General features: G+C 74.3%; 14 protein-coding genes. 8 read left to right on the top strand and 6 right to left on the bottom strand.

All coding sequences use genetic code 11. The features are described from left to right. The first annotated feature begins 63 nt into the window (after positions 1–63). The gene (locus tag WMF26_RS20495; RefSeq protein ID WP_438001704.1) at positions 64–477 is read left to right on the top strand and encodes a hypothetical protein; all 414 of its coding nucleotides are present in this window, start codon (positions 64–66) and stop codon (positions 475–477) included. Between the two features lie 514 nt (positions 478–991). On the opposite strand, the gene WMF26_RS20490 is transcribed toward WMF26_RS20495, so the two are convergent. The 3 genes from WMF26_RS20490 to WMF26_RS20480 all read right to left on the bottom strand — a co-directional run bounded on the left by WMF26_RS20490 (position 992) and on the right by WMF26_RS20480 (position 3,627). Next, entirely contained in the window at positions 992–1,387 is a 396-nt protein-coding gene (locus tag WMF26_RS20490) for an SRPBCC family protein (RefSeq protein ID WP_438001703.1), read from the bottom strand. 175 nt (positions 1,388–1,562) lie between these two features. Beyond that, positions 1,563–2,588 (bottom strand): hypothetical protein, encoded by a 1,026-nt coding sequence (locus WMF26_RS20485; protein WP_438001702.1) that lies wholly within the window; start codon positions 2,586–2,588, stop codon positions 1,563–1,565. Beyond that, a complete protein-coding gene (locus WMF26_RS20480; RefSeq protein ID WP_438001701.1) occupies positions 2,569–3,627 on the bottom strand; it encodes a hypothetical protein in 1,059 nt (352 codons plus the stop codon). The genes WMF26_RS20485 and WMF26_RS20480 overlap by 20 nt, the downstream gene beginning before the upstream one ends. 328 nt (positions 3,628–3,955) lie before the next feature. On the opposite strand from WMF26_RS20480, the gene WMF26_RS20475 reads away from it, so the two are divergent. From WMF26_RS20475 to WMF26_RS20455, 5 genes are all read left to right on the top strand, one after another. Next, entirely contained in the window at positions 3,956–4,228 is a 273-nt protein-coding gene (locus tag WMF26_RS20475; protein ID WP_438001700.1) for a hypothetical protein, read from the top strand. Positions 4,229–4,288: 60 nt separating this feature from the next. Beyond that, on the top strand, positions 4,289–5,161 hold the full coding sequence (bufB, locus tag WMF26_RS20470) for an MNIO family bufferin maturase (RefSeq protein ID WP_438001699.1): 873 nt from the start codon (positions 4,289–4,291) through the stop codon (positions 5,159–5,161). Continuing rightward, the gene (locus WMF26_RS20465; protein ID WP_438001698.1) at positions 5,145–6,044 is read left to right on the top strand and encodes an HvfC/BufC family peptide modification chaperone; all 900 of its coding nucleotides are present in this window, start codon (positions 5,145–5,147) and stop codon (positions 6,042–6,044) included. Before bufB ends, WMF26_RS20465 begins: the two co-directional genes overlap by 17 nt. Before the next feature lie 9 nt (positions 6,045–6,053). After that, positions 6,054–6,485: a secondary thiamine-phosphate synthase enzyme YjbQ gene (locus tag WMF26_RS20460; RefSeq protein WP_061623647.1), complete on the top strand. Its 432-nt coding sequence runs from the start codon at positions 6,054–6,056 to the stop codon at positions 6,483–6,485. A gap of 135 nt (positions 6,486–6,620) precedes the next feature. Beyond that, positions 6,621–7,373, top strand: a complete 753-nt coding sequence (locus tag WMF26_RS20455; protein WP_438001697.1) for a lysophospholipid acyltransferase family protein — start codon at positions 6,621–6,623, stop codon at positions 7,371–7,373. A 126-nt stretch (positions 7,374–7,499) separates the two neighbouring features. On the opposite strand, the gene WMF26_RS20450 is transcribed toward WMF26_RS20455, so the two are convergent. Next, a complete protein-coding gene (locus WMF26_RS20450) occupies positions 7,500–8,378 on the bottom strand; it encodes an SGNH/GDSL hydrolase family protein (RefSeq protein ID WP_438001696.1) in 879 nt (292 codons plus the stop codon). Positions 8,379–8,526: 148 nt separating this feature from the next. Between WMF26_RS20450 and WMF26_RS20445 the strand changes: the two genes are divergently transcribed. Both WMF26_RS20445 and dut read left to right on the top strand, forming a co-directional pair. Then, positions 8,527–9,906 carry a site-2 protease family protein gene (locus tag WMF26_RS20445; RefSeq protein WP_438001695.1) on the top strand — a complete coding sequence of 460 codons (1,380 nt, stop codon included), beginning with the start codon at positions 8,527–8,529 and terminating at the stop codon, positions 9,904–9,906. Positions 9,907–9,956: 50 nt separating this feature from the next. After that, a complete protein-coding gene (gene dut, locus WMF26_RS20440; protein ID WP_438001694.1) occupies positions 9,957–10,412 on the top strand; it encodes a dUTP diphosphatase in 456 nt (151 codons plus the stop codon). A gap of 14 nt (positions 10,413–10,426) precedes the next feature. Here dut and WMF26_RS20435 read toward each other — a convergent pair whose 3' ends face one another. Then, positions 10,427–11,335, bottom strand: a complete 909-nt coding sequence (locus WMF26_RS20435) for a LysR family transcriptional regulator (protein ID WP_438001693.1) — start codon at positions 11,333–11,335, stop codon at positions 10,427–10,429. Between the two features lie 8 nt (positions 11,336–11,343). Further along, on the bottom strand, positions 11,344–12,843 hold the full coding sequence (locus WMF26_RS20430; RefSeq protein WP_438001692.1) for a serine/threonine-protein kinase: 1,500 nt from the start codon (positions 12,841–12,843) through the stop codon (positions 11,344–11,346). Between the last annotated feature and the right edge of the window lie 16 nt (positions 12,844–12,859).

Here is a 12,859-nt window from a genome sequence, read left to right as displayed (position 1 = left end):
CTGTTCAAGAAGCGCCCTGGTCACGGGCGCGTCCGCTTCGAGAAGTGCGTCGATTCGAGCGGCGTGCTCGGCAGGCTGGGGCGCGAGGTCGACGCGCTGCGCTCGCAGAAGCACCAGCAGAACCTCGGCCTCGTCGTGGTCATCGACGCTGACGAGAAGGGCCTGTCCCAGCGCGTGGACGATCTGGAAGGTCGCATCGAGGCCGACGCCCGCGGCGGCGCTCGCGCCGCGGGCGAGCGCATCGCGTTCGTGGTCCCTGCGCTGGAGATCGAGACCTGGTACGTGCACCTCTGCGTCCCCTCGGCCCGCCCTGTCGACGAGACCAGGGACTACAAGGCGAGCGCCGCGTGGCGGGAGCTGGAAAAGGACCTCAGCGCCGCCTCCCGGCGAGCGGTGGACGCGTGGCCGTCCGCGCCGGATCGCCAGGATCCGCCGTCGTTGTCTGCGGCGCGCGACGAGCTGAAGCGCGTCGAGTGAGGCGTCGGTTCAGAACGCGCCATCGATCCGTTCGCGGCCCGGGTGCAGCGCCCCAGCCGGTACCCGCTCCGGCGCACTCGAACCGTTGCGGCCCCCCTAGCGCCGGCCCCTGCACGCGCACTCGAACCGTAGCGGCCCCCCTGGCGCCGGCCCCTCCTGACGGTTGCGATCCGTTACGCCCCCCTGGCGCCGGCCCCTGCACGCGCATTCGAACCGTAGCGGCCCCCCTGGCGCCAGCCCCTCCTGACGGTTGCGATCCGTTACGGCCCCCCGGCGCCAGCCCCTCCCAACGGTTGCGATCCGTTGCGGCCCCCCTGGCGCCAGCCCCTCCTGACGGTTGCGATCCGTTACGCCCCCCCGGCGCCGGCCCCTCCTGACGGTTGCGATCCGTTACGCCCCCCCGGCGCCGCCCCCCCGTCAACGGATCCGCTCCGACGTTAGCCCCCGCGGCCACCCCTCGCCGGACCGTGTGTGCTCGACATGGGCCCGCGCGCTCCACCCGCGCCGCTGCCTATCACCCGGAGCGGCGCCGCTGCGCGAAGTACTCCTTGATGGCGACGAGCTCCTTCGCGGTGAGGGCGGCGATCGACGGGGCGACCTTCTCCGGCTCGTGGCCCGGCGCGACGCCGAATTCTCGGGACCACTCGAGGAACGTCTTGCCCGGCTCGCTCGTGACGGGGCGGAGCCGGTACGTCGCGATGTACCCCTCCGCGCCCAGGACCTGCCCGAGCAGCCGGTACGTGACGGAGCGCTCGGTCTCGGATCGCGCGACCACTTCCTCCAGGGCCCTCTCTCCCGACGGATGGAGCGTGAACTCGAAGCGCGACGGGATCTTCTCCCCCGAGCCGCCGTCGATGTAACGGTAGTCCTTGACGGCGTCGCCGAAGACGATTGGCAGGAGCTTGACCACGTCGCGGAGCTCTCACCATGCGTCCTCGACGGGCGCGTCCACCACCGCCGAATCGTAGACGTGATACCGGGCTGCGAGCATCGATGTTCCTCCCCGCGGCGTCGCACGAGCGCGACTTCCTTCCGCGCAGCGGACGATGCTACCAGATCGCCCCGCGCCGCCGTGAACGCACCCCTCACGGCGTCTCGCGCAGATCCGCGCAGCAGCGCACGCCGGTCGAGTAGTCGAAGTACGTGAAATCGTGCGACGCGACGCGCGCCATGCACCCCTCCCGGGTCGCGCGCGCATAGAACCCGCCGACGAAGGTCCCCTCGGGATCGTCGATCCACTCGTCCAGGTTCCCCACCATGTCGGCGATCGCGTCGCCCTCCCACGCGCTCGCGCACGTCGCGGTCTCGCCCGTACGCCGCAGGAGCGGCGCCCCGGCGACGCGCACCAGGTTGAGCCGCGGATCGCTGTGCCCGAGGCTCACGTCGCGGTGGAGCACGCCGGCCGGGTGCGCCTCGCGGAAGACATTGCACTTCCCGTCCGCGTACGTCGGCCCGTACGGGAACTGCTCGTCGCGCTCGCCGCGGCACGCCGTCCGCCACTCGTCGAGCGTGCAGAGCCGCTTGCCCGCGTTCCGGCACGCGAGCTCCGCCTGCGCGCCGGTCGTGTAGCCCTGCGGGAGCACGCCCCGGCGCGACACGGCGCGCGGCTCGAACTCGCGCTGCTTCTGCCACCCGGGCAGCAGCGGCAGCTCCATGCTCCGCGCCTCCGCGTCGCCGAGCTGGAGCCGCATCTTCGACCACGCGCGCTCCACCGACGCGGCCGCCTGCCGCGACGGCGGGTAAAACGCCGAGATCTCGAGCCCCGTCTCCCGGTCGAGCAGCACCGCCTCGTAGCGATCCACGCAGAACCGGCGCGCCACCCGCACCATCTCCGGCGGGCAACGCGGCTCCGCGACCGGCGCCGGCGCCCTCGGCCCGGGTGGCGCCCCCACGAGCGGCGGCGCCGCCTCCACGGCGCCACCCCCCGCGTCCGCCGCGCCAGCCCCGCCGTCCACGGCGCCGGCCCCCGCGTCCGCCACGCCGCCGTCTCGCTCCGAGCGGCAGCCGGCGAGCGCCGCGCACGCGAGCGCGACGGCCGCGAGCGACGCGCCCGCGAGGCGGCGACGGACGGCGCGAGGCCGCGCGGAGCGCTCAGCGGATCGCGCCGGCATAGGGATCCATGGACGCGGGCGCCCGGCAGAAGAAGCGGCGGAGCACGAGGTAATGGTGGACCGGCAAGAGCAGCGTCTGCTCCCGCATCGAGAGCCCCATCCGGCTGATCTCGGCGCCCGGGAACGGCGTCTTCGGGTAGCAGCGGACGATCCCGGAGAGCGCCTCGTACTCGTCGAGCAGCCCGAGCACGTGCCCCACCTCGTGCGCGAGCACCGGCAGCGACCAGCCGGCCCGCATCGCGCTGAAGTACGGCGTCCGCCCGCAGGTCGGCGAGAGCGGCACCGCGAGGTCCACCCGGAGCGCCCTCCCGCGCGCGTCGTCCCCGAGCACGAACTCGAAGTCGTAGCGCACCGGCAGCCCGAAGGCGCGCGCGTCGCGGTTCCAGTACCCCTCGACCTCGGTCGACCAGCGCGCCAGCAGCGCGCGGATCGCGGCCGGCGTCGCCCGGGCCGAGAACTCGCCGGAGCCCGGGCAGGCGTCCGTCGAGCCGGAGCGCGCGTACGGCGTCCCGCGGCACGCGATCGCGCCCCCGAGCGCGCCGGCCAGCCCGCAGTCGGGCAGCTCGAGCCAGGCGCCAGCGCCCGCCGGCGGCTCGACCGCGATGCGGACCTCGACCTCCCAGGCGCCGCCGCGCCGCCGCACGAGGTAGCTCATCGGGCCGAAGAAGAGGCCATAGTGCGGCATCATCCCGGCGATCCGCCGCTCCCCCTCCGGCGCCTCCCCGTGGAAGACGTCCCGCGGCGCCGGAAGGCACAGGTAAGCGTCCTTCGCGATCGTGTCGGCCAGGATGTCCCGGAACGTGGCCTCGCGCCCTTCGAGGACGGGCCCGCTCATGGCCTCGAGCTCCGCGGCCGCCGCCGCGATCGAGACCTCGCGCCCGGCCGCATCGGCTCCTTCGCCCGCAGCCCCGCTGCAGCCCGCCGCGCTGAGCGCGAGCGCCGCGAGCGCCGCGAGCGTCGCGACCACCGCGCGCACCGCGAGCACCGGCCGGGCCGCGCCGCCGTGGACGCTTTGTCTTGCGCGAGCGCTCCGAAGCAAGCTACGTCGTACGTGGAACGCCGCGCGCTGGCCGGCCGTCCGAGCCGCAGAGGACACGCCGCCGGACGCGGTGCGCGCAAGGGGGGCTCGCGTGGGCCTGGAGGTCAACGCCGCTCACTTACGGGGAGTTGAAGGAAGAATCAACGCGTCCGAGGTGAAACCGCGCAGCCGGTCGGCCGTAAGGACGCGTAGCGAAGGGCTCGGCGCGGTCGAGGAGACCGGCGAGGCCCGAGGAGCCCACACGCGCGGGCCGCCATGCGGGCGAGGCGCGCGATGGGCTCGGTGCTCTCGATGAATGACGAAGGTGGAGGCTCCGATGGCGATGGACATGGGCAAGTCGTTGGCGTTCACGGCGGTGTCGGGCATGGTGGCGGGCCTCGCGGGCTGTGCCTCGTCGCCGCCGCCCGCCCCCGAGACCGGGGCCTCCCCGGCCGAGCCGGCGGCCGCCGAGGCGCCCGCGGCAGGCGCCAAGGAGTGCTGCGCCGGCAAGAACGAGTGCAAGGGCAAGGGCGGCTGCAAGAGCGACACCCACGGGTGCGCGGGCCAGAACGAGTGCAAGGGCCAGGGCGGCTGCAAGCCGGCCGACTGCGGCGGCCACTGAGCCGCTGAGCCGCGCGGCGCCCGGCCATGCGGGCCGGGCGTCGCCGCGGCGTGGTGACCCATGGCGACCCTCGAGCGCGCGAACCTCGAGCGCATGCGGCTCGGGCTCCCCGACCTCGGCGTCGGCGTCGGGCTGCGCATCCCGCACTACCGCCACATCTTCGAGCACCGGCCGCGGGTCGACTGGTTCGAGATCATCAGCGAGAACTTCATGGTCGACGGCGGCATGCCGATCGCCAACCTCGAGCGCGCCCTCGCGAGCTACCGCCTCGTCCAGCACGGCGTCTCGCTGTCGATCGGCAGCGCCGATCCGCTCGACTTCGACCACCTGCGCCGGCTGAAGGCGCTCCTCCGCAAGGTGGGCTCGCCGTGGGTGAGCGATCACCTCTGCTGGAGCGGCGCGCACGGCGTCCACCTGCACGACCTGCTCCCCCTGCCCTACACGGACGAGGCCGTGCGGCACGTCGCGGCGCGGGCGCGGGTGGTGCAGGACTTCCTCGAGGTGCGGCTCGCCCTCGAGAACGTGTCGAGCTACCTGACCTTCACCTCGAGCCGGATGAGCGAGTGGGCGTTCCTCTCGGCGGTCGTCGAGGAGGCCGACTGCGGCATCCTGCTCGACGTCAACAACGTCTACGTCTCCTCGCACAACCACGGCTTCGATCCGGGCGCGTACATCGACGGCGTGCCCCACCACCGGGTCGTGCAGATCCACCTCGCCGGCCATACGGACCAGGGCAAGTACATCCTCGACACCCACAGCGATCACGTGGCCGACCCCGTGTGGGCGCTGTACCGGCGCGCGCTGGGCCACACGGGCGACGTCTCGACGCTGATCGAGTGGGACGACGATCTGCCGGCGTTCGAGGTCCTCGCGGCCGAGGCCGAGAAGGCGCGCGCGATCCGGGAGGAGGTGGCGCGTGCGCGCGCCGCGTGACGCCGCGCCCCCGCCCGGGCTCGCCGCGATGATGGGCGAGCTCGCCCGCCTGTTCACGGCCGGCGCGCCGCTCCCCGACGACCCGGAGCTCGCCGCGCGCTGCCGCGCGCACGTCGCCGGGAGCTGTCGCCTCACGCCCGCCGAGCAGGCCGACATCTACCGGCGGCAGTTCTGGCTGCGCCATCGCGACGCCCTGCGCGAGGACTTCCCCGCGCTCGCGCACGTCCTCGGCGACGACGGCTTCGACGCGCTCTGCCGGGCGTACCTCGCGGCGCACCCGCCCGCGAGCTTCACCCTGCGCGATCTCGGGCGGCGCGTCGCCGACTTCGCGGCCGCGCATGAGGGGTTCCCCCCTGCCCTGCGGGATCTCGCGCGCGACGTGGCGCGCTACGAGCAGGCGCTCGCCGATCGGTTCGACGGCGCGTCGCCGCCGCCGCTCGATCCGGCGAAGGTGACGGGCATGCCGGAGGACGGCTGGTCCACGGCCCGGATCGTTCTCCATCCGCTGCTCGCGCTGATGCAGCTCCGCTACCCGGCGCACGCCCTCCGAAGCGAGCTCCGGCAGGGCAGGTCGCCGGCGCTGCCCGCGCCGCGCCCGGTCCGGCTCGCCGTCTTCCGCAGCGACGCCGATCTCACGATGCGGTGCGAGGAGCTCGAGCCCCCGGCGTTCGCGCTCCTCGAGGCGCTCGGGCGGGGTGTGCCGCTCGTGGCGGCGTGCGAGGAGGTGGCCGCCGGCGTCGACGGGGCCGAGGGCGCTCGCGAGGCCGCGGGCGAGGCGGCGAGCGCGGCGCTCGGCGCGCGGGTCGGCGCCTGGTTCCAGCAGTGGACGAGCTGGGGGCTGATCGTCGACGTCGCGCCGGGCTCCGGCGCCGAACGCGGCTAAGATGGCGCGGTGACCACCATCGTCCAGCGCACGCTCGAGGTCCGCACGAGCGGCCGCGGTTTCGTCGACATCACGCGCGAGGTCGCGCGCGTCGTCGCCAGCGCCGGCGTCGACGTCGGGCTCTGCGCCGTGTTCCTCCAGCACACCTCGGCGAGCCTCGTCATCCAGGAGAACGCCGATCCGGCCGTCCTCCGCGATCTGGAGCGCTGGATGTCGCGCCTCGCGCCGGAGGGCCGCGACTACGAGCACGACGACGAGGGCCCCGACGACATGCCCGGTCACCTCCGCAGCGCCGTCACCCGATCGAGCGAGGTGATCCCGATCTCCGGCGGCCGCCTCGCGCTCGGGACATGGCAAGCCCTGTATGTCTGGGAGCACCGTAGTTCTCCGCACGTGCGCCGCGTGGTGGTGACGGTAACGGGCACCACAGCTGCGGGTTGAGTGGTATACTCGAAGCGTTCGCATGCCCGATGACGGATGAGCACGGCGCCCCCGGAGGGCCGCTCGTCCGCCGCGCCCGGCAGGGCCTGATCGCGCGAGCGCGCACGCGACCCCTCACCCAGCGGAACCAGAGCGATGAGCCTTCATACGACGTTCATGGGAATCTTCGACACGGCCCGGATCTGCGTTCCGACCGTGGTGGACGCGATGATGGGCCGCGTGACGCTCGAGCGTTGCGATGAGCGGCTGGACTGGTGGGCGCGCAAGGTCCTTGAGGACGCCGACGTGGATCTCGTGGTGCGCGGGCGCGAGCATGCGGCGGGGATGCGGCCGTTCGTGGTGATGTCGAATCACCAGAGCCTCTTCGACATCCCGGTGGTGTTCCGGGCGATCCCGGGGCGGCTCCGGATGATCGCGAAGAAGGAGCTGTTCAACGTCCCCGTCTTCGGCCAGGCGATGAAGGCGGCCGGGTTCATCCGGATCAACCGGAGCGACCACGTCCAGGCGAGCGCGAGCCTGCAGGTCGGCGCCTCGATGCTCCAGGACGGCACGCGGGTCTGGATCGCCCCGGAGGGCACGCGGAGCCGGACCGGCGCGCTCCTGCCGTTCAAGAGCGGCGGGTTCAGGATGGCGATCGAGACGAACACGCCGATCCTCCCGGTCGCGATCGACGGGACGCGGCACGTGCTGAGGGCGAAGGATTACGTGGTGCAGCAGCACCACCGGGTGGTGGTCACGATCATGCCGCCGATCGATCCGGCGCCCTACGGCGCGGGCGGGCGCAACCGGCTCATGCGGGACGTGCGCGCGGCGATCGCGGGCGCGCTCGGGCATGATCCGGGGCTGGTCCACCGCGGGGTCGGGGTGGCGACGTCGTCGCCGGCGTAGGGGGTTGCGGCGGGCTTCGCGCTCGGGCGGCCCATGGTGCCGTCCTCCGTCTTCCGTCTCCCCTCTCCCGTCCTCGTCTGGCATCCCCGTGCGCGTGCGCGTGCGCGAGATCGTGCCCGGAGCAATTCAGAGCCGCTCGGCCTGCCGAGCGGCGGCCGGCTCGCTCTGCTGGAGCGCGCTCTCCGGCGGCTGCGCCCGCGATCGGTGCTCCTCCGGCGGGGACGGCCGGAGCGCCCAGGGGCTGCGCTTCGTCGCCTCGCCGCCCTCGCCCTCGCCCGGCGGCAGGTGCTCCGCCATGAGCCAGGCCCAGAAGGCGTCGGCCCAGCGCGCGCCGCCCACCTCGTTCGGGTGGATCTTGTCCTTCTTGCGCGGGAGGGGGCCGGGGACCAGCGCGTCGGAGTCGAAGAAGCGGCACGGCGCCGAGTTGGTCCGGATCACGTCGATGATCCCGGTGTCCTTCCGCCAGAGCGGCGGGGAGACCCACACGCACGGGCGGCCGCCGATCGCCTTGACGATGCGCCGGACCGCGCCGGCGTGGGCCGGGGGATTGACGTTCTCGACCTCGTTGGCGCCGAGGCTGATGATCACGAGGTCCGGCTGGTAGTTGGCGACCAGGAGCTCCATCCTGGAGGCCCACGTCACCGTGTACGAGCTGGTCTCCGCCTTCACCGCGTAGCGGACGCGGTGCGCCTCCATCCGAGGACGGAGCGCCTGCGCGAAGCCCGCGAGCGCGAACGAGTCGCCGATGTGCAGGACCGCCGTGTTGGGCGGAACCGAGAACTCCGGCGGCGCGGCCGGCGGCGGCGCGACGGCGGCCGCGGACGCCGCGGGCGGCCCAGGCGGCGCGGCGGCCTCCGGGGGGCGGGCCGGGGCCGGCGCGACCCCGGACGGCGGCGCGTCCGGTGGCGGAGCGGGCGGCCCAGGCGGCGGCGCGGCGCCGCACGCCATGCCCGCCGCAGCAACCCCGGCGAACGCCCATTTCCTGACCCGGATCCCGCTGCCCATGCTCGCTCCCAACGCCGCGTCGAGCGCGCGGCCGGAGGCGCCGGAGGGGCACGCGGCCGCGCGAAAAGGTCGCGCGGCGCACTCTAGGGCAGGCCGCGTCCGCACGGCAATCATTGAGCAGACGGCCCGCAGGCCTTATTACATGCGCATGAGCTTCCGTCTGTTTGGAGTCTCGGTCGACGTCCAGCTCGGGTTCTGGCTCTCCGCCGCGCTGCTCGGGTTCGGGATCTTGGCCAGGGAACAGTACCAGCAGTTCCTCGTGTGGGTCCTCGTGGTCTTCCTGTCGGTCCTCATGCACGAGTTCGGTCACGCGTTCGCCATCAAGCGGCACCGGATCGAGCCGGAGATCACGCTGCACTTCATGGGGGGGACCACGACATGGCGGTCGCTCCTGCCGCTCGGGCGGCTCCAGCACGTGATCATCAGCCTGGCCGGCCCCTTCGCCGGGTTCTTCGTCGCCGGCGTCCTGCACCTCCTGCTCCTCTATGTCCCGGCGCTCTACGCCCTCCCGATCATGGTGCTGAGCGGGATGGAGATGCTCATCACGGTCAACGTGTGGTGGGGCATCCTCAACCTGATCCCCGTGCTCCCGTTCGACGGCGGCCACGTGCTCGAGCACGCGCTCGGCCCGCGGCGGGCCCGGCTGACGGCGGGGATCTCGGGCGTCGCCGCCGTCCTGCTCGCCATCTTCTTCCTCCGCGCGGGGTTCTTCTTCTTCTCGCTGATCCTCGTCATGTCCGCCTTCCAGAGCCTGCAGCGGTTCCGCAGCGAGCCGGCGGCCTCGTCGCCGACGATGAACCGCCGGCGCGCCGCGCTCCACGAGGAACCGGTGCCGCCCGAGACGGCGGTCCTGCTCCAGCGGGCGCGCCGGGCCGTGGAGGACGAGCGGACGGACGAGGCGATGGCGCTGGCGAACGAGGTGCTCGCGCAGTCCCCGGCGCCGCCGAAGCGCGCGATCCGGGAGGCGCACGAGCTCATCGGCTGGTCGCACCTGCTCCTCGGCGACACGACGCGCGCGGGCGAGTCGCTCGCGCAGGCGCGCAAGCACGGCGAGCCGGATCCGGCGCTGGTCGGCGCGGTGCACCTCGCGCTCGGCGAGCTCCGGCAGGCGCGCAAGGTCCTGGAGGCCGCCCGCGAGGCCGGCGACGACCGGAAGGAGGTCGCCGGGCCGCTGATCCGCGTGCTCGTCGAGCAAGGCGAGGTGGCGCGGGCGGCCGCGGTCGCGCTCGACATCGTGGAGCAGCTCTCGGAGGACGACGCGCGGAGGATGGCGGAGATCGCGTTCGCGCACGGCGCGTTCGACTGGTCGGCGCGGCTCTACGAGGCGATCTTCCGCCGCGCGGGCCAGAGCGAGGACGCCTACGGCGCCGCGCGCGCGAGCGCCAAGGACGGAAACCTGGAGGGCGCGCTCGAGCTGCTCCGGCGTGCGGTCGAGGCCGGCTTCTCGGATCGGGCGCGAGCGTGGTCGGACACGGCGCTCGAGGCGCTCCGCGGCTCGGGGCTCGAGGCGGTGCTGCCGCGCCCGTGATCGCGGAAATCCTGACGGGATCGCCGGGGCGCTGAACTAGGCTCCGGCGCGTGCGCATCCAGGTGCCTTTCCTCCAGGTGGGATCCGTCGAGGTCCCGCCGCCCGCCTACAAGTCCGAGGGAGCCGTCGGGCTCGATCTCTGCGCCGCGGTCGACGCGCCGGTGACGCTCGCGCCCGGGGAGCGGAAGCTCCTGCCCACGGGCTACGCCGTCGCCCTCCCCGACGGCTACGAGGGGCAGGTGCGCCCGCGATCGGGGCTCGCCCTCCACCACGGGATCACCGTGCTCAACTCCCCCGGGACGATCGACCCGGATTACCGCGGGGAGATCAAGGTCGTCCTGATCAACCTCGGCGCGAAGCCGTTCACCGTGAGCCGGGGCGATCGGATCGCGCAGCTCGTGATCTGCCCGGTCGCCCTCGCCGACGTGGTCCTGGTCTCCGAGCTCGCGCCCACGGCGCGCGGCGCGGGCGGCTACGGCTCGACGGGCGTGCGCCGCGAGCCCTAGCGCCGCGCGCCGGCTCACCGCGACCTGAGCTCCTCGAGCAGGAAGCTCCACACGGCGGACACGCGGGGCACGTCGCGCAGGGCGCGGTGCCCGACGAGCCAGAGGTGGTCGGTCGGCCACTCGGCCGCGCTCGCCTCGAGCGCGCCCGCGAACCCGAGCGGCGTGAGCGCGTGCACGCGCAGGTACGGCTCCGGGACCAGCGCGGCGCCGAGGCCGAGCTCGGCCGCGGTGATCTGCGACCGGAAGAAGCTCGTGCGCAGCGCGATCTCCGCGCCGGGGGCGTGGCGCGCGAGCCAGAGCGCCGGAGGGAAGCTGGCGAGGTCGCGATCCCAGGTGATCCACGGCAGGGCGTCCCACGCCTCGACGCGGCCGGCGTCCCTCGCGACCTCCGCCGACGCCGCGGCGACCCAGCGCCCGGACGCGAGCCTCGTCGCGACGAGGTCCGCGCCCTCCGGCCGGACCGAGCGCAGCGCGAGATCCGCCTCGCGCCGGGTGAGATCGAGCACGCGCACGGACGCGTCGAGCTCGATCCGGATCCCGGGGTGACGGGCGCGGAGGCGCACCAGCGTCGGCACGACGAACGAGTCGGCGAACCCGGGGGCGACGCTGAGGCGCACGACGCCCTCCGCGTCCGCCTCGGCGCCCGAGGCGTCGCGCGCGAGGCGCCGGTGCGCCGCCTCCATCGCCTCGGCCGCGGGCAGCACGAGCTCGGCGACGCGCGTCGGGACGAGGCCCTCGCGCGTCCGATCGAAGAGGCGCGCGCCGAGCGTCGCCTCGAGCGCCGTCAGGCGGCGGCTCACCGTCGAGGTGTCGAGGCCGAGCCGCACGCCCGCCTGGCCCAGGCTGCCGTGGCGGTGGAGGGCGAGGAAGATGCGGATGTCGTCCCATCGCGCGTCGCCGAGGTCCTGCGATCTCGCGGCCATGGAGCGCGCTAGCGATCCGACGCGAACAGCCGGAAGACCGCGATCCCGATCCCCAGGACCACGAGGCCCACCGCGAGGTGGAGGAGCCGGAGCGGGCCCACGCCGATGCGCTCGCCGTCGAAGAGCAGCGACGCGGCCCCGAGATCGAGGAGCGTGATGACGACGGCCGCGCCCGCGAGCCGCACGGGCAAGGCGAACATGGCCATGAGCTCGCCGGCGCTCAGGCTGGGGCGCGCGGGCGCGCGGGCCATCATCGGGGGCGGCATCCGCGACGGCGCGTACGACGGCCGCGCGAAGGGCGGGGGCGCCGGGGGAGACCAGTCGAGCGCGAGCGGCACGACCGGCTCGGTGGGCAGGCTGTGCGCCGGGAGGCGGCCGCCGCGCTCCGGCAGATCGAGCTCCCGCGTGGCCTCGTCCGCGAACGACGCCGGCGACGTGAGCCCGGCGCCCGGGCGATCCAGCGCGCGCGTGGCTCGCGCGGCCGCGGGCGACGCCGAGGGGCGGCGGGCGCCGGGCGGCGCGGGGCCGCGGCCGGGCAGCGCGATCGGCGGCGCGCTCTGCGGGAGCCCGAGCGCCTGCTCGACCTCGTCCCAGAACGCGCCGAGGTCCCGGAAGCGATCGCGCGGATCCACGGCCAGCGCGCGCCGGAAGGCGCCCTCGAGCGCGTCGGGCACGAGGACGCCCTCGCTCCTCGGGGTGGGGCGGCGCTTCTCGTCGAGCACCGTGCCCATCATGGCGACGTGATCCCCGGCGATGATCTCGCGGCCGGCGAGCGCCTCGACCGCGGTGACCGCGAGGCCCCAGACGTCGGTCCACGGGCCCGTCTTGCCGAAGCGCTTCGGCGCCCACTGCTCGGGCGCGCCGTACGCGGGCGTGAACGCCGTCGAGAGGCCGCCCGACGTGGTCGCGGTCTGGCCGGCCATGACCGTCGCGGCGTCGCGGGCGCGGGCGATCCCGAAGTCGAGGATCTTCACGACCTCGGCGCCGTGGGTCTGGGCGAGGAAGATGTTGGCCGGCTTGAGATCGCGGTGCACCACGCACGTGGGGCCGCTCGGCCCGGGGAAGCGGTGCGCCGCCTCGAGCGCCCGCGCCACCGGGGTGAGCAGCCGGATCACCTCGATCGGCGAGAGCGGCGGCCGCCGCTCTGCAGCGCGGGCGGCGATGTGGCTCGCGAGCGTGCTGCCCTCGAGCCACTCCAGCGCGATGAACGGGACGAAGACGCCGCCCGCGGTCGAGATCACGTCGTGGTGCAGCGGCCGGACCACGGCGGGGATCGCCGCCGAGAGGCGGAACAGGAGCTCCGCCTCCTCGCGGAATTTGTCGAGGAACTGCGCGCGCAGCTCCTCGGGCAGCGTCCCGGGGACCTTGAGGCACTTCAGCGCGACCGGCGCGCGGAACGCCTCATGGTACGCGCGGTACACGACGCCGAACCCCCCTTCGGCGACGACCCGCTCCACCTTGAACGCCCCCTGGGTCGTGCCGACGATCCCGAAGACGTCATCGGCCATCCGCCGGAGCGTACAC

The organism is Sorangium sp. So ce185, assembly GCF_051526825.1.
Lineage (GTDB): Bacteria > Myxococcota_A > Polyangia > Polyangiales > Polyangiaceae > Sorangium > Sorangium cellulosum_D.
This window is presented reverse-complemented; position numbering and strand designations above follow the sequence as displayed.